The 19,755-nt window shown below is 58.6% G+C and carries 13 protein-coding genes and 2 pseudogenes; 8 read left to right on the top strand and 7 right to left on the bottom strand.

The window, feature by feature from the left end; all coding sequences use genetic code 11:
• A complete protein-coding gene (locus tag OLZ32_RS30720; RefSeq protein ID WP_003549410.1) occupies positions 1-867 on the bottom strand; it encodes a WecB/TagA/CpsF family glycosyltransferase in 867 nt (288 codons plus the stop codon).
• A gap of 226 nt (positions 868-1,093) precedes the next feature.
• On the opposite strand from OLZ32_RS30720, the pseudogene OLZ32_RS30715 reads away from it, so the two are divergent.
• Positions 1,094-1,294, top strand: a pseudogene (locus OLZ32_RS30715) (IS5/IS1182 family transposase); the annotation flags it as partial.
• A gap of 367 nt (positions 1,295-1,661) precedes the next feature.
• On the opposite strand, the pseudogene OLZ32_RS30710 reads toward OLZ32_RS30715, so the two are convergent.
• Positions 1,662-1,860: pseudogene (locus OLZ32_RS30710) on the bottom strand (hypothetical protein); the annotation flags it as partial.
• 395 nt (positions 1,861-2,255) lie between these two features.
• On the opposite strand from OLZ32_RS30710, the gene OLZ32_RS30705 reads away from it, so the two are divergent.
• A complete protein-coding gene (locus tag OLZ32_RS30705; RefSeq protein WP_032986958.1) occupies positions 2,256-4,493 on the top strand; it encodes a choice-of-anchor Q domain-containing protein in 2,238 nt (745 codons plus the stop codon).
• Positions 4,494-4,775: 282 nt separating this feature from the next.
• On the opposite strand, the gene OLZ32_RS30700 is transcribed toward OLZ32_RS30705, so the two are convergent.
• Together OLZ32_RS30700 and OLZ32_RS30695 are read right to left on the bottom strand one after the other, a co-directional pair.
• Positions 4,776-6,905, bottom strand: a complete 2,130-nt coding sequence (locus tag OLZ32_RS30700; protein WP_264399188.1) for a right-handed parallel beta-helix repeat-containing protein — start codon at positions 6,903-6,905, stop codon at positions 4,776-4,778.
• Entirely contained in the window at positions 6,902-8,227 is a 1,326-nt protein-coding gene (locus tag OLZ32_RS30695; protein WP_003549416.1) for an O-antigen ligase family protein, read from the bottom strand. The genes OLZ32_RS30700 and OLZ32_RS30695 overlap by 4 nt, the downstream gene beginning before the upstream one ends.
• Positions 8,228-8,836: 609 nt before the next feature.
• Here OLZ32_RS30695 and OLZ32_RS30690 point away from each other — a divergent pair.
• Genes OLZ32_RS30690 through fcl form a run of 6 tightly spaced genes read left to right on the top strand, consistent with a single transcriptional unit; the run spans position 8,837 to position 16,434 of the window.
• On the top strand, positions 8,837-9,787 hold the full coding sequence (locus OLZ32_RS30690) for a glycosyltransferase family 2 protein (RefSeq protein ID WP_264399187.1): 951 nt from the start codon (positions 8,837-8,839) through the stop codon (positions 9,785-9,787).
• Complete coding sequence (locus OLZ32_RS30685; RefSeq protein ID WP_003549420.1) at positions 9,784-10,884, top strand: glycosyltransferase family 4 protein; 1,101 nt, start codon at positions 9,784-9,786, stop codon at positions 10,882-10,884. The genes OLZ32_RS30690 and OLZ32_RS30685 overlap by 4 nt, the downstream gene beginning before the upstream one ends.
• Complete coding sequence (locus OLZ32_RS30680; RefSeq protein WP_264399186.1) at positions 10,878-12,023, top strand: glycosyltransferase family 4 protein; 1,146 nt, start codon at positions 10,878-10,880, stop codon at positions 12,021-12,023. Before OLZ32_RS30685 ends, OLZ32_RS30680 begins: the two co-directional genes overlap by 7 nt.
• A complete protein-coding gene (locus OLZ32_RS30675) occupies positions 12,020-14,227 on the top strand; it encodes a GumC family protein (protein ID WP_264399184.1) in 2,208 nt (735 codons plus the stop codon). The genes OLZ32_RS30680 and OLZ32_RS30675 overlap by 4 nt, the downstream gene beginning before the upstream one ends.
• Positions 14,228-14,279: 52 nt before the next feature.
• Positions 14,280-15,371: a GDP-mannose 4,6-dehydratase gene (gene gmd / locus OLZ32_RS30670; protein ID WP_017992390.1), complete on the top strand. Its 1,092-nt coding sequence runs from the start codon at positions 14,280-14,282 to the stop codon at positions 15,369-15,371.
• Entirely contained in the window at positions 15,364-16,434 is a 1,071-nt protein-coding gene (fcl, locus tag OLZ32_RS30665) for a GDP-L-fucose synthase (protein ID WP_264399198.1), read from the top strand. Before gmd ends, fcl begins: the two co-directional genes overlap by 8 nt.
• A gap of 303 nt (positions 16,435-16,737) precedes the next feature.
• Here fcl and OLZ32_RS30660 read toward each other — a convergent pair whose 3' ends face one another.
• From OLZ32_RS30660 to OLZ32_RS30650, 3 genes are all read right to left on the bottom strand, one after another.
• Positions 16,738-17,082 carry a YkgJ family cysteine cluster protein gene (locus OLZ32_RS30660; RefSeq protein WP_264399183.1) on the bottom strand — a complete coding sequence of 115 codons (345 nt, stop codon included), beginning with the start codon at positions 17,080-17,082 and terminating at the stop codon, positions 16,738-16,740.
• A gap of 184 nt (positions 17,083-17,266) precedes the next feature.
• Entirely contained in the window at positions 17,267-18,316 is a 1,050-nt protein-coding gene (locus OLZ32_RS30655) for a class I SAM-dependent methyltransferase (RefSeq protein WP_003549432.1), read from the bottom strand.
• Positions 18,317-18,489: 173 nt separating this feature from the next.
• Complete coding sequence (locus tag OLZ32_RS30650; protein WP_264399182.1) at positions 18,490-19,548, bottom strand: alpha/beta fold hydrolase; 1,059 nt, start codon at positions 19,546-19,548, stop codon at positions 18,490-18,492.
• Positions 19,549-19,755: the final 207 nt, after the last annotated feature.

Here is a 19,755-nt window from a genome sequence, read left to right as displayed (position 1 = left end):
TTACACCTTTGCAGCTGCTGCTTTTGGCGCGCTTGATCCAAAAACCGCGTCTTCGATCGGAAACTTCCGAAGCCCTAGTCTCTGGAATGCCGTCAGTGAGATGAAGGTCGGCACGACGACCGCATAGCGCCGCCACAGCCGTCGCGGCTCGCATAAAAGACGAAACGCCCATTCGAAGCCGCTTCTTTGAATGAGCCTTGGAGCCTGCCGCTTGAGACCGGCGTGGAAATCGAATGCGGCTCCGACACCGATGAGCATCGATGCTTCCAGACGATCGCGCATGTGCGCCATCCAGAGTTCCTGCTTGGGACTGCTCAGCCCGACCCAGATGATATCGGCGCCCGATCGATTGAGCTGTTCAGCAATCTCCGTTTCCTCCCGCGTCGACAGTTTGCGAAAAGGTGGCGCATAGGAGCCGACGATCCGTGCTTGCGGAAATTTTGCGAGAAGGCGCGCCTGCAGCTGTTCGAGCGTTTCGGCCGTTGCGCCATAGAGGAAGTGGCGCAAGCCCTTGGAGCTGCCGGCATCGAAAACGGATAACATCAGGTCAGGTCCATAGACCCTGTCGCTTTCCGCATGACCGGCACGCTTCAATGCCCATACCAACGGCATGCCATCGGGTGTTACGAGGAAAGCCCGGTTATGTATCGACCGGAGCTCGGGATCATCTTGACACCGGACCACGCCGTGCGCGTCGCGAACGCACACATATTCCTTCCTGCCGTCTTCGATCGCTTTTTGAATAAAGCCAGTCGCGCTTTTGAGATTAACTGCCGAAATGCGAACACCAAGGACATTAATACATTCCAAAGAACTCGTTTGATTGAGAACTGAACCTTGGCTTCCGTCTGCTGATTGCTTTCTCATGACCTACGCTTTCGCGATCTAAACTGTCATGAGAATATGCTGCCAAGACGATTGCCTCCATACTTGCGGCTCTAACTATTGGACGTAGAAGAGACTTCATGTTTCTACGTCTTATGCCGAGATAGGTTACATATTCGAAGTAAGGCGATGTACCCCCACTGTTTGCCAGGCTGCTCTTTTTGATAAGCGCTGTCCCGAAAGAGCGGTTTGATCTCGGCAAAGCCGAACCCAGCTCGTCAGCCCACCAGAGCGCAACCGAAAAGTCCAGTGCGCCCACGACGCAGACCTCTACAAGGAGAGCAATCGCATCGAGCGCTTCTTCAGCAAGCTCAAACAGTTTCGACGCGCCGCAACCCGATACGACAAACTGCTCGTGAACGTCATGGGATTGGCCAAGTTCGCCACAATCGCGATGTGGCTCAAATAGTTAAATCGTCGCCACCCTCTAGGGAGGCGAAGCGTCCGCCACCATTGATCTTCTACCAGGACTGCCGGATGCAGAGCAAGATCGAAGCGGCCATCAACGTTGCCATCCGAGTTAAACAGTTGCCCCCATCCGTTTCCTGCGACTGGGGCAACTCATAGGTCTGCGGCAACCGTCGATATGCTTCTTTACAACGCGGCGAGAAAAACCAGGGACCCTGCGGAGCGGCCCGCTTATGAGATGAATTGGTGCATGCATCTTGCACACCGGATCGATCCTAGCTCGGTCAGCCGACGGAGCAAGCTGGATTCCATAGAGAGGGACTTCCACGGCTGCCGATCTAGAGCCTTTCCGAGGTCTCGCACCAGCGGCCGAACTTGATCGCCCAGTCAGACACGGTCTGGAACGAGACATCGATACCACGCTCGGCAAGCAGATTGTCGACATAAGGCAGGCTCAGGAAGCGGAAAGTGTCGTCACACCGCATGCCCGATGATCTCGGGGGGAAAGCGGTGGCGCTTGAAATGCTGGTCAACGGGTTGGTCGAATCGATACGGTCGACCTCCCATTACCATCTCGATCAGCACCAATCTTAAGGCGATGTTGCCCAAAATTGCCGAATTCAGAAAAAAATGTCGATTCCGCATTTGGCGGGAGCAATCCAGCCACGCCCATCAGGTTTTTCTAAAGTTTTCAATGGATGCATGTCGCCCTGGTTGCAGAAAGAATAACTCGCGGCAAGCGAGATATTAATACTGCCACATTTTGCGCGACTCGAAATTCACCAAATATTTCAAAACGTAACTTTGGATCGATTCGGATATTGTGGCAGCAATAAGGCTATGCTTGTCAAGCACTTACTGTCTCGTTGCTGTTGCGCCCTCAAAAATGTCGCCCTATAACCTGCCGCCGTAGCGCTGGATTAACCACAAATATTAACGGGCGGGGGTTGAGGAACACGACCATGACAACATACTACGTAGCGACGACTGGCAGCAACGGCGGTAACGGCAGCACCTCCTCTCCGTTTCGCACGATCAGCGAGGCGATGTCGGCGAACCTTAAGCCCGGCGACGAGGTCGTGGTGCGGGCGGGAACCTACAACGAAGCTATTAATATCGACAAGGACGGCTCGGCGGCAGCCGACATCACGCTGCGCTCGGAAGTGCCCGGCGGGGCGCTGATCCGGCCGCCCGCGGGCTCGTGGAACGCGATCAGTGTCAACGCCAACTACGTGACAATCGACGGCTTTGACATCGGCGGCGCCAAAGGCGACGGCATCGAAGCGAACAACGTCCACCACATCTCAGTTCTCAACAACAAGGTCCACGGCAGCGGCGAGTCCGGCATCCAGTTCAACCAGTCGGACTTCATCAAAATCGAAGGGAACGAGACCTACAATAACGCATCGACGGGCTGGTTCTCGGGTATCTCGATCTACCAGAACCGGAACATCACCGGCGATACTTCGACGGACGGCTACCGGACGATCGTGCGCAACAACATCTCGCATGACAACGTCACCAAGTCGGGTGCGCACACCGATGGCAACGGCATCATCATCGACGATTTCCAGAGCACGCAGACGAGCGGTCATCCGAACTACACGTTCAAGACCCTGGTCGAGAACAACCTCGTCTACGAGAACGGCGGCAAAGGCATCCAGGTTACCTGGAGCGACTCCGTCACGGTGAAAAACAACACCGCATACCACAACAATCAGGACCCACAGAACAGCGGCACCTGGCGCGGCGAGCTCAGCAACTCGGCGTCGAGCAACAACACCTGGGTCAACAACATCGCCGTGGCGGACCCATCGCTGAACAAGAACAACACCGCGATCGATAACACGTCGACCGACAGCTACAAGAACACTAACGTCGTCTGGGCCAACAACATCACCTACAACGGCACGGCCGGCCAGGCATCGGTCAAGACCGACGGCGGCAACGCGATGCCGAGCGCGGCGAACGGCAACAAGCTCGGCGTCGACCCGAAATTCGCGGGGGCATCGAGCGACAACTTCCACCTAGGCTCCGGCTCGTCGGCGATCGACGGCGGAACCAGCAAGTACGGCGTCGCCTCGGTCGATCTGGACGGCCACGCTCGCGTCGTTGGAACTGTCGATATGGGTGCCTACGAATCGGGCTCCAGCGCGGCACCGGGAACGCCAACCACGCCGACGACGCCAACCACGCCAACCACGCCGACGACGCCGACGCAACCGGGAACGCCAACTGCGCCGACGAAGGAAATCATCGGCACCAACGGCAACGACATCCTGCCACACACCGGTCAGTCCAACAGCGGCAACGAGACCTTCAAGGGTCTCGGCGGTAGTGACGTGTTGAAGGGCGGCGCCGGCGCGGACGTGCTCGACGGCGGTAATGGTACCGACACGGCCAGCTATGCGGGCTCCGGCGCGGTTAGCGTCAATTTGGCGACCAAGGCCGCATCGGGCGGGCAGGCCACCGGTGACAAGATCGCCAGCATCGAAAACTTGACTGGCTCCAGCTACAACGACGTGCTGACCGGCGGGAATGGCGGCAGCAACGTTCTCAATGGCGGGGCTGGCGCGGACAAGCTCAGCGGCGGCGCCGGCGGGGACGTCATCAATGGTGGTGCCGACAACGACACGGCCGGGTATGCGGGCTCCGGCGCGGTCAACGTCAACTTGGCGACTGGGGCCGCAACGGGCGGCCATGCCGCCGGTGACAAGTTCGTCAGCATCGAAAACTTGACTGGCTCCAGCTACAACGACGTGCTGACCGGCAATAGCGGCAGCAACGTTCTCGATGGCGGGGCCGGCGCGGACAAGCTGAACGGCGGACTCGGCAACGACAAGCTGGTTGGGAAAGCCGGCGCAGACATTCTGACCGGCAGCGGCGGAGGCGATACTTTCGTCTTCAATGTGAAGCCCGACAATATCAGCGTCGACCATATCCGGGATTTTTCCTCCGCGGCGGGCGACAAGCTGATGCTCGATCATTCGATTTTCGCCGCGCTCAGCCTATCCGGATTTTCGGATGAGAATTTCGTTCTGGGAACGAAGGCGCTCGAGGCCGATGACAAGCTGATCTACGATCAGAAGAGCGGCTATCTATCCTATGACGCGGATGGAAGCGCAGCGGGCGCGGCCGTCCATGTCGCGGATCTCGATAATTCCGCAGCACTTCACTTCAAAGATTTCCTGCTTGTCTAACCGGCTCGGCCCGTCGCCTTTCAGGCGGCGGGCCTACTACAGCGTCACGGGCAATCGTGTCTCCTGCTCTTGCCGGCACGAAAGTCCCGCCCGCATTCTCCGTTGACGCCACTCGTGCAGCAACGGAGAAGCCTTTGCCCTGGATCGCCTATATCGCCGGGGACCACGTTTGCCCTGGTCCCACCCGGCGAAGTGCGTCGCATCCATCACCGACCTCCAAAAGTCAGTGTTGAATCTGAATTGCTCCAGCCCGGGAACACTGCTCGTCGTAGTGCCCTTTCGTTACTCGGACGGCGCGACTACGCTTTCGGTGTCCGCCCCAGCCTTCTGAAGATCCTGTAAACTGCCAAATTCTCCCGAAGGCATGATGCTCGGATGTATTCGGAAGCTCTTGTCGTTCAAATTGCCGGCGTAGCGGTTATGCGCGAACTGCACGTATCCAGACCCATGGTCAGGAGCGTAGACATAGGCTGCAAGCCCGTTACTACTGTCGATCGACACGATATTGCTCTCGATACGATTGGGACGTGCCCATGGCGGACGCCAGCCCCTGCCGGTACCGTCATCAACGCGAAAAGCCGCCCCCGATCCGCGCGTGATGACGTTTCCCGTCACCAAGTTGCTCCAGCCGCCGTTGATGCCGATCGCCGATATATTGTCCGAGAGCGTATTTCCTTCGATGCGCACACCACTGGCCTTGCCATCGGTGTAGATCGCCCAACTGATGGGAGTCGGCCATTCATTGATATTTTCATATCCGAAAGGCCAAAACGTCCCATCGGCCCTGTTCATAAGTTGACTTGTCCCGGTGATTACATTGTAACGGATACTGCTGTTCAGGAGATCTGCCTGCTCGCCCATCAGCTTGATGGCACCGCCATCTGCCGTCTGCTGATTGGCATTGCGGATTTCGTTATGTTCGATGACTGCGTCGTGGACTGCGTCTTGTGCTCCCCACAATGAGCCGCCGGCGATACCGAACTGCGCAGTATTTTCGACCAGGTTATGGGCGATCCTGATATTGTCGGCCGCCTGGAACCATATCCCCGCGGTTTCGAAGTAGACTCTTCCGATGTCATGAATATGGTTCGACAGGATTCTGGCTCCGTCGGATTTGCCGAAGCTGCCATAGGTCGTGCCAACGTAAATCCCATTGCCAGCCACATCTCCAATCACGTTGCCGGCAATCAGGACATCTTTGCTCTCGGAAACATGGATGCCGACGCCGACATTGTCGATGGAGTTGCCGAGCAGCCGGACGCCGTCCGAGTGATCGAGCCGTATGGCCCCAAAGCTTCTGGTGTCGGTGCCGAACTTGCCGCTACCCTGCGGATCCCCATCCCGAAACTGGAGCCCCGATACAACCATCCCGTCGGCCCCATCCAGCCTGAAGAAGGTCGGCAGGATGCCGGCGACAGCCGTAGAACTGGTTGGTAGTCGATCGGTCGGGATATAATCGAGTTGACTCTTGGCGCGGTCATACCACCACTCCCCGGGCGCATCGAGCAGCGCCGCCGCCCCGGTCAGGAAATAGCGGCTGCCTTCTGCGGTGAAGAAATAGCTGGTGCCTTGGGTATTTATCGCCCGGTTCGCGGTGTCGATTGAAGCCACTGGGAGAGTGTCACTGCCCCACTGGCTGCCGGGGTGAAAACCACCTACGATGTGGGCGACAAGCCCTGCTGCATTTTTTGATATCGGAAGATCGCCGGCATGGAAGCAAAAGCGCGTGTTACCATGCCATATATCGTCGTCCTGCGTGCACTTAGCCGCGAAAAGCCACCCTTTGCGCGGGTCTCCATCGAGTGGAGCGTTGGGAAAGCGAGCCCGCGTCTGGCGCGCGCCGCTGACGAAAAGATCGCCCAAGTCCCGGCCCGCAGGCAGCTTCAGTGACGCCTTCCAGCGACCATCGGCCTGCGCCGTCCAATTGTGCACAATCGGGCCGCCGTGCAGAACCGGCGCCTCGTTGCATCTCGCCGCGATGATCAGTCCCGCATCGCGAGCATCGAAGACTATCGGTTCAGCGAGATAGTAATCCCCATTGCCCATTGCGATCGTATTCTGGCCGCCCTTCTGGCGCGCAGCATCCCGCGCTCTTTCAATACTGGCAAAAGGACCGTCTGTACGCCGAGAATTTGCTTTAGGAAGGTCCCCGCTCCAGGTGTCTTTGCCATCGGGAGAGACATAGAATACTGCCCGGGCCGCGGGTGCTCCGGTCAATATGTTGCTCAGTGAAGTCCCCTTCAGCTTGTCCGAAAAGGTCGCCGGCGAGGCTTCCGCGCAAGTTGCCTCCCTGACCGCCGTCCGCAGCCTGTCGGGCGCATCTGCGTCCGAACTCACCGAGGCCAGCTTGCCCGGCTGCGGAAAGAGCATCGCAAGCAAAATGCTCAAGATCGGTGCGAAGCGCAGCCTCATGAGATTTGCAGCTCCGCCGTTCTGCTGCGGGCCGGTGCTCGCAGTTGCCGGCCGGGAGCCGTCGAAACAACAACAGGCTTGTATAGAGAGAACATGATGATGGCTGTTGTGAACAGAATGAAAATCGCGTCATTCTGAATCAGGAAGATCGTCTCGGTCAGGTTCATCACCAAAACCACAACCGTGAAGACGTTCAGCCAGAGCCAGCCATAACGCGGGTCCCCGCATTGGAGGCCCCCCCCTTGGCGGAGTGCCTGCAGAAGCATGAGAGCGAACAAAGTCATTCCGCTTATTCCGAAGCTCAGCAGCGTATCGCGGAATCCATTATGGGCGTGGGGAGCCATCCATTGGATCTTTGACCAGATAATCCAGGCTTCGGGATTCGCCTCTGTCCAAAACGCTTGGTAGCCGAAGCCGAGCAGCAGATGATCGGCGATCTGACCATCGACCAGCTCCCACAAGGGCACTCGGCCCGTCAAAGTGGCATCCTTGCCCAGCGCCTCAAGGAATGGGACCAGGAATTCGTGAAGCAAAAGGAGGATCCCGACGAACATTTGAACGAAAAGCAGGATGAAGACGATGCGACCGATGCCACGGATTCGCTGCAACATGGAGTAGAACCCGATCAGGCAATATGCCGATACCGTCGCAATTGTCGCGGTCATCGATCCGGAAAGGAAGAGACAAGCTCCGCCCGCCATCAGCAAGATCAAAGCGGTTCGCCGCAAGCCTCGGTTGCCGTCCATTACGACGGCAGTCGACACCAGTATCATCATGCCGGCGTACCAACCAAGGCTGTTCTTGTGGATGAATATGCCGCGCACCGCGCTGTCCGTGGGCATGCGAGCAAGCCCCGGCGACACCACAAGAAGCAACAGGCTGAGGACGATACATGTTCCGAAGGTCGCAAATGCAACGAGAAGCAACTGCCTCGGTGTAAAGCGTAACGCCAACACATAAGCCAGAAGTACGGTGAAGAGCAGGCCGATGGCACGCCTGAAAGTCGTCGACGGGCCAACCGACCAGAAGACAGACACGAAGGGCATGGCGACCATCAGGGGGACAAGCCAATTTCGCTTGAGCGCTGTGATGAATTGCGGATAATTTCGTGCCAGCATCAGCAATGTAAACCCGTATACGGGTAAACAAAGCAGACGCAATATGGACCTGGCATGATCGCTAAGGCCTCCGTCGGCATCCGCCAGCATGAGCGGGAAAAGCGCGCCTGTCTGAAGAAAAAGGCATAGGCCGGCGCCCCAGCACTCTATCGCTCGCCAGCTGACAGTCGGCCCATTCGCTATTCTAAGCGTATACGCTCTCATTACCCGTCCCGACTTGCTTGGACAGATGAGAGGCTGTTGATCGCGGCAATTTGGAAAGACATGGGTCCCCTTTCATAGCTGCGCTGCTTACCAACGAACAATCATCCCGCCACATCCCCGGTCAACCAACGCAAACGAAGGCGGGGCTAAGCCTAACGTCCATACCCACCACCCAAGGACGTTGTTTGGATTAAGCCCACGGTCTACCCCTCCCCCAAAAGTTGGTGCTGGGGCCTACGACATTGCCCATAAGAGGAGATGTCACCCGTGACCAATCACCGGTAGCTTGACGATGAAAGCATACCGCGAAGCACGTCGCGCTGAGCCACAGTTTCCGGTGAAGCGAGGCAATAATTCTGGCGCAGCCGGCTGTTGGCCGGTGACGCTTAGAAGGGTTGGGATTGCAATGGTTCTGCGTCATGGTCCTGGTTTTGTACGTTATATAAAGGGAGCGTCACGCGTTGCGGCGTTGTCGGCGGTGACCCTACCGGCTCAAGGCGAAATCCTGATCGAGCAGAACTCCTTCCATCAATTCGCGCTGCCAAACGCGCGAGCGTTCGCAACTCCGGCGCACCGACGTGTCGCCCAGCGACGCGCTTGAGGGGTGTCATGGAGCGGCCTACAATCAGCGTCCTTATCAATAACTACAACTACGGTCGCTTCGTTGCCCGGGCAATTGACAGCGCCTTGAGCCAACAGCCGTCCAATGTCGAGATAATCGTCGTCGACGACGGCTCGAGCGACCAGTCGCGCTCTGTTCTCGACGGCTATGACAAGCGGGTGAAGGTGCTCTTCCAGGAGAACCAGGGACAGGCCGCCGCCATAAATGCTGCTGTGAAGTTGAGCAGTGGCGACATCCTCTGTTTTCTTGATGCCGATGACTGGTGGGCGCCAGGCAAGCTGTCGGCAACAGCCGCTGCTTTCCACTCCAATCCTCAGGCATCGCTTGTTTATCACCGACTTCAGCCAACGCGGACCGATGGCTCACCAGCCTTCAAGCCAATCCCTCGAACCCTGTGTTCAGGAAATTTGCCGCCACGGCTCGCCAGATCGGCTGGTTGGTGGCCCTTCCCAATGACATCAGCCGTCGCTGTAAGACGTAGCGCGTGGGATGTTGCGGGGGATATTCCCGAGCAGTTCCGCATGTCTGCCGATGCCTGGCTCACAGGCATCTATCCATTTCTGGGGAGCGTTGTCGCCTTGTCGGATCCACTCGGGTTCTATCGGATTCACAACAATAATTGGTATCGGCCAGTCGATGACGCCGCCATGCTGCGGAAGCGGATGGCCCATTGGCAGGCTACCGTTGAAGCGACGAACCGGTTTCTTTCCGCACACGATCTGGCGGGAAGGCTGCGTCTGACTGATCACTATCCGTACCGGGTGGCCTCAGCCAGGCTGCAGGGCGCCGATACACGCACCCGGTTCAGCCTTGCTGTGGAAGGGCTCTTTTTCGCCGGAGAACCAAACTTTCTGAGGCGGACGCGTGATGCATTGCGCACAGCCTACGACTTGCCCCGACTTGGCCAGGATGTCGGCGTGTCGGAGGCAGCGGGATGAAGGCGCTGCTGCTGGTTTCCGAGCTGGAAGACTACACCATCTCCTTCGCTAGCGGCGTTGCGCGACATGCGCACGTCGTCCTAGCGGTTCCGCGCCGGCGCTACGCACACCTTGCTTCATGGATCGATCCGGCTGTCGATCTGCACCTCATGGACTGGCCAAGGCACCGCTCGCTCTCCAATCCCTGGTTCCTGCACCAACTCACGCGTCTTATCCGGCAGGAGCGACCGAACGTCATTCACCTTCTGAGCAACTCGACGCTCTGGTTGAACTTTGCCGCGCCGTTCTGGCGCCCGATCCCGATCGTGACCACCGTCCATGACGTGGAAGTGCATCCCGGCGACTCCGACACCCGCACTCTGCCAGCCTGGGCTCCTCAATTGATGGTGCGGCAATCGGGTCATGTCGTCGTCCATGGCGAAGGGCTGAAACAAATGGTCCTCAAGCGATATTCAAAATCGCCTGATTGTGTCCATGTCCTGTCGCATCCCGCCATTCATCGCTACGCGGAACTCGCTCGGCGGCACCAGATGGCGCGGCGCGGCGCAGATGGAACTTTGCGCGTTCTGCTTTTCGGACGGATTTTTGCTTACAAGGGATTGGAGCATCTGATCCGTGCCGAGGCGATGCTCAAGGACCTGCTCCCCAATCTACGCATCACGGTGGCAGGCCGCGGCGATGATCCGCGGATCTTCCAGCCCCTTATGGGGGACGCCGCCCGCTATGATATTCGCAACCGCTTTATCGAGGATATGGAGGTCGCCCAGCTCTTTCTGGATGCCGACATCGTTGTCCTCCCCTATACGGAAGCCTCTCAAAGCGGCGTCCTCAATCTTGCCGCTGCATTTGGCAAACCGGTTATCGTGACTGATGTCGGCGAATTGCGAGCCACCGTTCTGCCAAACGGACTGGGAATGGTGGTTCCACCCGGGGATGTGGAACAGCTGGCGATAGCCATACGGACACTGGCGGAAAACAACGAGCTCAGAAGCAGCTTCGGGGTCAACGCGCTCGCATGGGCTACGGGTCCGAATTCGCCTCAACAGGTCGGAGCACAGGCTGCGGCCGTTTATCGCAAGGTGGTCGAGGCATGCTAATGAACACGCTCACGGATGGGAATCGGGTAGCGACGCGGAACGCAGCAGCAACCGTCCGCCACTACGTCCCTGGTGGTTGCGAAAACGGTGGCGGAATTGGCAGGCTCGTCGGCTATATTTCGAACACGGCGAAGGAGGCCGGCGAAACACACCTCGTCACCGACACCAGAGGGCCTCGTTGGTCCTCAGTTGCGTCGCCTGTGCGCCTGCTCGGTGCCGTCTTGATGATGGCAAAGGACCGGATAATTGCTCCGGCACGCATTCACCATATTCACGTGGCGGGTCGCGGCAGCACCGCAAGAAAGCTGATCCTGACCGAGGCTGCCCGTCTCCTCGGATGCTCTTACATATTGCACCTGCACGACTACGACTACGCGACCGACTTTGCCGCACGCTCGCCACGTCAACAAATGCTCGTACGCCGGATGTTCCAACATGCTGACCAGGTCGTGGCACTGGGCCAGCGCGACCGCATGACGCTCACGACGCTTCTCGGCGTGGAAGAGCGCCGCGTAGTCGTCATCGGCAATTGTGTTCCCGACCCGGGGCCGCGCAATGTTCATGTCGGCGAAATGCCGTTGATCATATTTCTCGGCCGGCTGAGCGAACGCAAAGGCGTTCAGGAGCTTCTGCTTGCCTTAAGTCATCCGATCATGAAAGAGCTCAGGTGGCGAGCCGTGCTGGCAGGCGACGGACCGGTGGAAGACTACCGGCGCCAGGCTGCCGCCATGGGACTTTCAGATCTGGTGAAAATGCCGGGCTGGCTTGGCGCCGACGAGGCGCGAGCCTTGTGTACACGGGCAGATATCCTGGTCTTACCTTCGCATGCCGAGGGTTTGGCAATGGCTGTGGTCGAAGGGCTTGCCCATGGGCTCGCCGTCGTTACCACGCGCGTCGGCGCGCATGCCGAAGTCATCTCCGACGGTGAAACCGGCGTCTTCGTACCTGTCGGAGACAAGGATGCGCTGGCTGCGGCGCTGGCTAAGCTCGTCACCGACCCGGAACTCCGCAACCATCTGTCGGCCAAGGCCCGTGCTCATTATCTCAACAATTTCAGTATGAAGGCTTACATGCGATCGCTGGACAAACTCTACGACGCTATCTCCGCGCAACCTCAAACAATGGCTGGTGAACGATGACTATTTCGACCCTGCCGCCAGACCGCAACACCTCGCTCTCATCGATGCGCTACGATCCCCGGCTTCAGGTAGAGACTCGTTCGGACGAAATTGATCTGACTTCAGGCCTGCGCCTTATCCGGCGACGGATGGTCATGATAATGGCCATCGTCATGCTCCTTATGGCGGTTGCCGCAACCGTGATTTCTGGATTGAAGCCGACTTATCATGCCGAGTCCCGGCTGATCATCCACACGCCTCTGGCGACAAAGCTCGGCACCGACGAGTCCGGCCGCAGCGATCCGCTGGACGCCACATCTGAGACCGAACGGCTTCTTTCCAGAAGCATAGCAGAGCGGGTAATCCGCGACCTGCGGCTCAATCAATGGCCGGAATTCAATCCGGCGCTGCAAGAAATCTCGCCTATCGACAAGATCCGATCAATGCTGCGCGGTTGGGTCGATAGTGAAAAACCCTCCTTGCCGATACGGGACAGCATCGAGCCGATAATCCCAAAGTACTACAAGGCCCTCCGCGTTTGGCGCGATGGCCAGGGTGACGTCATTCAGATCGGTTTCGATGCGAGTGAACCCGAACTGGCCGCTTCGGTCCCGAACCGGCTCATCAGCATCTATCTCGAAGAGCGCAAGGACAGTCTGCGTGGTCGAGTGGACGCAGCAGAAGAATGGATTCTGCTGCGCATCGACGAACAGATGGGGCGCGCCAAGGCAGCACGCAATGCCGCCGACGAGTATCAGGAAACCATGGACGTCGTCTCAAATGACGACGCTCAGGTTGAACAGATCAAGTCGATAATGGAGCTGGGCGAGCGGCGGACAAAAATCGAACAGAGCCGCGTCGAAGCGAGAGCAACGATATCTGCACTCGAAGCGACCGATGACCCCTCGCTCGTCCTGCAGAATATGGTCATTCCCGATAGCATTGGCGCAATGCAACGCGAGCTTCGGGCGCAGGAGCAAGATCTCGGGCGCCTTCTCGAGACATATGGCAACACAGCCGCAGCCGTGGTCGACGCGCGGACCAAGATCCTTAAATCCCGCACCGATCTCAGCCTTGCGACCGATCGATATCTCCAATCGATACGCGCCAAGCTTGCGGCGCTCGATCACGAGGACGACGCGGTCGGGTCGGCATTGGCGGCTGCTCACGAGAAACGCGCTCGCTCTGCCCTGGCGCAAACCGAGTTGGCCCGACTCCAGCGCCTGGCTGACAAAGAGCAGACGGCGCTGGACAAGCTCGAGGAGCAGCGCCGTGGCCTGGCTGCGCAAGCCATGTTGCCGGGCGCGGAACTGGAAGTTTTGTCACCGGCCGCGGTGCCGCTGGCGCCGCAGGGACGCGGGCGGCTTTTCTATTTGATCGGCGCCCTTTTGGCTTCGATTTCGATCGCGGTGACGGCCGCTTTCGTGGTCGAGATGTTGGACAACTCAGTCCGCAGCTTCGACCAGATGGGCGGAATGTCGCGCATCGTACCCGCCGGATTTATCCCGCACCTGAAACGGAAAGACCAGAGAGATCCGTCGATGCTCTTCGGGCGCATGCAAGGCGGGATGTTTGACGAAGCAATTCGCTCCGTCATGACTTCGCTCAAACAATCCAACGGTGGAAAACTGCCAAACACTATCGTCGTGACGTCGGCTCACAGCGGAGAGGGCAAGTCGCTTGTCGCCAGATCCCTGGCAATCGATCTCGCCGCCAACGGAATTCCGGTGCTGCTTGTCGATGGCGACCTCAGACTCGGAAATCTCGACTCGTTTTTCAAATCAGAGCTAAAGCAGGGGTTGAACGATTTCCTGTGTGGACAGGCCGGAATGCGGGACATCATCCATCACCATCCAAGCGGCATCGACTTCATCCCGGCTGGCAATGCCAGTCTCCATCGGCGCGTTCGTTTGACCGATGTGGCTGACATCGTCGCGATGGCCGCCTCACAGGGCCAAATCGTCATCTTCGACAGCGCGCCTGTGCTCGCCTCGACTGATACGATGCATCTGACAGCGTTAGCGGAACGAACGCTGGTGGTCGTAAAATGGGGGAAGACGAGCCGTCGCGCCGTAGAGTTTTGCCTACATCAGCTGAAGACCGCGCGCAACGCAGAGATTGCCGTTGCCATAAATAACGTCGATCCGAACAAACACGCCATGTACAACTTCAGCGATTCCGAACTGTTTGCGAGCTCACTGAGGAAGTACCACGAGTTCTCATGAGTTCGAACAGCGTATCCGCCTGATTCCATCGAAATAAATTACGGAGACCGCAGTGAAGAACGAAAATAAAGTCGCGCTGATTACGGGTATAACGGGTCAGGACGGTGCGTATTTGGCCGAATTGCTCCTGGAGAAGGGCTATATTGTTCACGGCCTCAAGCGACGCTCATCGTCTTTCAACACCAGTCGCATCGAGCATCTATACGAGGATCCCCATGTCGAAAATCCTCGCTTTATTCTGCATTACGGGGACATGACCGATTCAACGAACCTCATCCGCGTCGTTCAGGAAACGCAGCCGGACGAGATCTACAATCTCGCCGCACAGAGCCACGTTCAAGTCTCTTTCGAGACGCCGGAATATACGGCTAACGCCGATGGAACCGGCACGCTTCGGCTCCTTGAAGCAATTCGCCTCCTGGGGCTGACCAAGAAGACGCGGTTCTATCAAGCGTCCACCTCAGAGCTCTACGGCAAAGTTCAGGAAATCCCGCAGAGCGAAACGACACCTTTCTACCCCCGATCCCCCTACGCGGCGGCCAAGCTCTACGCCTATTGGATTGTGGTCAATTATCGCGAGGCATATGGCATGCACGCCTCGAACGGCATTTTGTTCAATCATGAAAGCCCGATCCGCGGCGAAACATTCGTGACACGTAAAATCACCCGGGCGGCGGCTGCGATCCATCTTGGGCTGCAGGAAAGGCTCTATCTCGGCAACTTGGACGCCAAGCGCGACTGGGGACATGCACGAGAATATGTCCGCGGCATGTGGCTGATGCTGCAACAGGATGAACCGGAGGACTATGTACTTGCGACCGGCGAAACGCACTCGGTTCGTTCCTTTGTCGACAAAGCCTTTGCCAAGGTGGGCATGCCGATTGATTGGCGTGGGAACGGGGTTGAGGAAAAGGGATACGATAAGACATCCGGCCGGTGTGTGGTGGAGATCGATCCAGCTTACTTCCGTCCGACTGAAGTTGATCTTCTGATCGGCGATCCGACGAAGGCGCACACGAAGCTTGGCTGGAAACATGAGACCAGTCTTGATCAGCTGGTTGCGGAGATGGTTCGCGAGGATCTGAAAGTCATGGCACGAAATGTTCCGTCGGTCGGTGCAGCCAAAGGTTTTGCCTATGCCTGAGGTGATTTACAGCCTTGCCGGAAAGAGGGTCTATGTCGCGGGCCACCGCGGCATGGTGGGCTCTGCGATCGTGCGGCGTCTCGCTTCCGAGGGGTGCGAGATTTTGACGGCCACCCGCGCCGAGGTCGATCTCAGACGGCAGGAGCAGGTGGAGGCCTGGATGAGCAAGCATCGTCCCGATGCTGTCTTCCTGGCTGCTGCGAGGGTCGGCGGTATTCTCGCGAACGCTACCTATCCGGCCGACTTCCTTTACGACAACCTGATTCTCCAGGCGAACGTCATCCACGCAGCCCATAGAACTCACGTCGAAAAACTGATGTTTCTGGGCTCGTCCTGCATCTATCCGAAATTCGCCGATCAACCGATCGTTGAGGACTCACTTCTGACCGGATCGCTTGAGCCCACGAACGAATGGTATGCGATCGCCAAAATTGCCGGATTGAAGCTCTGCCAAGCCTATCGCAAACAGCACGGTAGAGATTTCATCTCGGCCATGCCCACCAATCTTTACGGTCCAGGAGATAACTTTGACCTCGGGTCAAGCCATGTCATGCCGGCGCTCATACGCAAGACACATGAGGCCAAGATCAACCGGCAACAAGAGATATGCGTCTGGGGTACCGGCACGCCCCGGCGCGAATTCCTGCATGTTGACGATTGCGCCGACGCTTGCCTCCATCTCATGAAGACCTATTCCGCCGAAAGTCATGTGAACGTAGGTTGTGGCGAAGACGTTACCATTCTCGAATTGGCATACCTCGTCTCCAAGATCGTTGGTTTCGAAGGCAAGATCACGCGCGACCTCACCAAGCCAGATGGCACGCCACGTAAACTCCTGAGCGTCGACAAGCTTCGCACTCTCGGCTGGTCTCCCAAGATAGGTCTCAAGGAGGGCATCGCAGATGCCTACCGCTCCTTCGTTGATGGCCATCATCTCGAACGCAGCGACAGAGCTACGTCCGGCGACTTGATCGGTCAAAGCGACATCAGTTTCGAGAAAGCCAAGGGTTCGGCGCCGCATGCGCCCACGCTCTCGACCGTTGCGCATCATCCCTCGCCATAGGGAATTTGCACGAGGGATAACAGGCTTTTGTCTCGGGGGGACGCATATGCTGGGACGGCGCAAATAATGCGGCCTGTAGAAATCAGGATTGCAGCGCTCATTTTCCTGATAGTGGTGTGGGTGATGATTATCGGTGCGGCAATGGATTTTTTCGCGGTCGAAATGCCGATATCGCTTGTCGCGCTATTAGGCAGATAGTCCACATCCGATGGCCCCACCGGGCCTTACCTTCGGCTGGACTTTCGGATGACAATCGCTGCAGTAAAGTCGACAGGCGAAGAGAGGAGCCGGACGGACCCCGCCTCAGTTGATTGGCGGTTCCGCATCGATGTGACCGGGCGGCAAACCTGGCTGACCGAGCCCGAAGAACGCGCGTGCGGTCAAGCAAGCGTCATCCCCCGGGACGCAGGCGCGGCAGACGTCAGGCCGAAGATCGTACACTTGACAGGATGTCTGCGAACCGACGCGACCGACCAGTGCGGAACAGCGCGCACCGTCGCAACGCATTCCCTGCTCGTTCGCGGCTACGAAATGCGCCGGCAGCAAATCGAGAGCAGCGTCTGTTTCGGTGGAAAATCTGGGCCAGGTCGGCGAAAAGGAGCAGCAGGCTCCACAGCTTTGGCAATCGAAATCGATCAATGATGTCATGGCTCGCTCCTACCACACAGCCCGCCAAGAGCAAAGCCTTCGGCTATGCGCTTAACCTGGAGCGAGGCATCCACCTTCATCAGGCTCCTGCTGGCGTTGTCCTGCAAGCCAATCGCCGCACTCGTCGACCTTCCTGACGAGGCCGGGAATGCGGCGCGGCATTTCCAACGCGACGCGCGACCTGTCAGGTGGCCTCGAGAACCATGTTAAGGGGCGTCTGGGCTGCACGCCGGATATGAGTGAAACCGCCTGAGCGGATCACCTCGGCCAAGCGCCGCTCTCCCGCTTGCGCACCGAGTGCCAGCCCTGTCTCCTGCGCGAGCGAGGTCGGAACGCAGATCATCGTCGAGGCTGAGTAGTAGAGCCGTCCAACCGGATTGATGTTCTCCTCCAGCGTATCTCCGGCCATTGGTTCGACCACCATCCAGACGCCGCCCTCTTTTAACGCCTTTCGGATATGGGCCGCAGCGGCTTTCGGGTCGCCCATATCGTGCAAGCAGTCGAAGCAGGTGATCAAATCGAAATCTCGGCCGTCGAAATCCTGCGCCCTGCCGACCTCGAAGTGCAGGTTCGTCAACCCGTGTGCCTGGGCGTGCGCGGACGCAGCGGCAATCGAGCCTGGATGGAAGTCGTAGCCCACGAACCGGGAATTGGGAAACGCCTGCGCCATCAGGATCGTCGATAGCCCGTGCCCACATCCGACGTCTGCCACCTTCGCCCCCGTCTTCAACCTGTCGGTGACACCGTCGAGCGCCGGCAGCCAGTCCTGCACAAGGGCATTGACATAACCTGGGCGGAATAGTCGTGCGACGGCGCAGAACATGCAGCCGGCCTGATCGCCCCAAGCAACGCCTCGGCCGGTTTTGAAGGCAGACTGCACCTTCGGCTGGTTCTCGACCATCGCAGCAGCGGTATCGAAAGCGCCGATCAGATTGACCGGGCTGTCCGGCTCGGCAAACACGAAGGCCTGCTCGGGCGTCAGCGAGAACAATCCTCGCTCATGGTGCACATAACCTGAGGCAGCCTGTGCCGCCAGCCACTCGCGCACATAGCGAGGTGCGCATCCCGAGGCATCGGCAAGTTCGTCGGCCTTCACCGGCCCGATCTCCTTCAGCGTCCTGTAAAGCCCGAGAGCATCTCCGATCCGGACCAGCGGCACGCTGACCGCTCCGCCAAGATCGCCAAGGACGCGGCCCACGAGTTCATTGAGCGTTGTTTCGTTGATTTCCGTCATGTGATTTCCTCCCGGTGCTCGGACGGCGTCTTGCTATCCGTGACGCCAGGATGAAGCTTGTCGTCTCGGCGAGCATGAGGCGGTTGTCCCGCGCCTGCGAAGAAATCCTGCTCCTTGGAGGGACACATGTCCCATCGGCATCGGAGGAGGTCTATCTACCTGCAGAAGCGGGACTATCGGGAGAGCGCGACGACGATCGCTTGCGAGCGGCTATGCACGCCGAGTTTGCTGAAGATCACCGACAGCTGGTTTCGCACGGTCTTTGCACTCTTGCCAAGCCGTTCGGCGATCGCGCGGTTGTCTAGCCCCTCCGCGACGAGGTCGAGAAGGGCGGCCTCGGCGGGTGTCAGACCGGCCTCACTGACCGCACGCGGCCGCACCGACCGATCCTGCCCGAGAAAGGCAGCAAGTTCCGTTTGAAACACATTCCACGCCGGCTCGTCCGGCAAGAGCACATGGTTCTTGCTCTCAAGCGGCACGAAGCTCGCGCCCGGAATCGCGGCGGCGAGCTTGCAACCCTGGTCAAACGGCACGCGCATGTCACCGCGGCTGTGTGCGATCAGCGTCGGGACCCGCAGCATCGCCGCAAGGTCCAGCACGTCGATCCCCTGCATCTGCCAAAGCAGCTGTGCAGCGACGTCGGCCGTTGCCGTTTGTCGCTCGAGATCGCCCCACCAGCAATGCTGTTCAGGCGTGCCGTCGGGGATAAAGAGATTGGTGAAGAACCGGCAAAACGCCGGATTATCGCGTCCCCAGCCGACGCGAACGAAATTGACAAGGGTCTCGGCTTCCAGCCGCTCGGCCTCGGTCTGAGCTCTGGCGCGGGCACCCTGACCATAGGCGTTCAAAAGCACCAGATGCGATACTCGCTCGGGATACTTGAGGGCATATGCGATAGCGAGCGCGCCGCCCTGCGAAAGACCGAGGAGGACGAAGCGCGGCTCCTCGATCGACGCTGCCACGGCGGCAAGGTCTGCGTGCCACGCTTCGACCGAAAGGTCAAAGACATGCCGGTCCGACAGACCGCAGCCGCGCGGATCGTAGCGCACAAACCGGTTGTGGGCGGATAGCGCCTGGAGCCACGGCCGCCACACCGGGCTTTCGAGATCGTAATCGACATGGCTCAGCCAGTGCGCCGCCCGCAGGATCACCTGACCCTGCCCGCAAGACGCCATGGCAATACGGGTGCCGTCCTCGGCTGTACAGAACCGTATGGTCTGACTGAGTTTCATCGGTCGAGAATATCGCAGCCGAAGATCGCATAACAGACCTATCTCCTACGGGATGATTCTCCCGGAAGACAGTTCAGCCTAGGATGCTCGCTACGAAGCCTTTCGATCAATTTCGCCCGCTTCGGGCCATATACCCGACCCGCGACTTGAGCCCTCCCGCTAGCGCTTGAGCACGAAGCGAAGTTGCCGCGACCTCCGTTGACTGTC

The sequence above is a fragment of the Rhizobium acaciae genome (assembly GCF_025941625.1).
GTDB classification, from domain to species: Bacteria; Pseudomonadota; Alphaproteobacteria; order Rhizobiales; family Rhizobiaceae; genus Rhizobium; species Rhizobium acaciae.
The sequence above is the reverse complement of the archived record's forward strand: the minus strand, read 5'-3'. Positions and strand labels throughout refer to the sequence as shown.

Coding starts and splice junctions, on each gene's coding strand:
- OLZ32_RS30655 (WP_003549432.1), bottom strand. CDS start 18,316: ATGACGGAAATCAACGAAACAACGCTCAATGAACTCGTGGGCCGCGTC.
- OLZ32_RS30685 (WP_003549420.1), top strand. CDS start 9,784: ATGAAGGCGCTGCTGCTGGTTTCCGAGCTGGAAGACTACACCATCTCC.
- OLZ32_RS30660 (WP_264399183.1), bottom strand. CDS start 17,082: ATGACATCATTGATCGATTTCGATTGCCAAAGCTGTGGAGCCTGCTGC.
- OLZ32_RS30695 (WP_003549416.1), bottom strand. CDS start 8,227: ATGAGAGCGTATACGCTTAGAATAGCGAATGGGCCGACTGTCAGCTGG.
- OLZ32_RS30720 (WP_003549410.1), bottom strand. CDS start 867: ATGAGAAAGCAATCAGCAGACGGAAGCCAAGGTTCAGTTCTCAATCAA.
- OLZ32_RS30700 (WP_264399188.1), bottom strand. CDS start 6,905: ATGAGGCTGCGCTTCGCACCGATCTTGAGCATTTTGCTTGCGATGCTC.
- OLZ32_RS30680 (WP_264399186.1), top strand. CDS start 10,878: ATGCTAATGAACACGCTCACGGATGGGAATCGGGTAGCGACGCGGAAC.
- OLZ32_RS30675 (WP_264399184.1), top strand. CDS start 12,020: ATGACTATTTCGACCCTGCCGCCAGACCGCAACACCTCGCTCTCATCG.
- OLZ32_RS30690 (WP_264399187.1), top strand. CDS start 8,837: ATGGAGCGGCCTACAATCAGCGTCCTTATCAATAACTACAACTACGGT.
- fcl (WP_264399198.1), top strand. CDS start 15,364: ATGCCTGAGGTGATTTACAGCCTTGCCGGAAAGAGGGTCTATGTCGCG.
- OLZ32_RS30650 (WP_264399182.1), bottom strand. CDS start 19,548: ATGAAACTCAGTCAGACCATACGGTTCTGTACAGCCGAGGACGGCACC.
- OLZ32_RS30705 (WP_032986958.1), top strand. CDS start 2,256: ATGACAACATACTACGTAGCGACGACTGGCAGCAACGGCGGTAACGGC.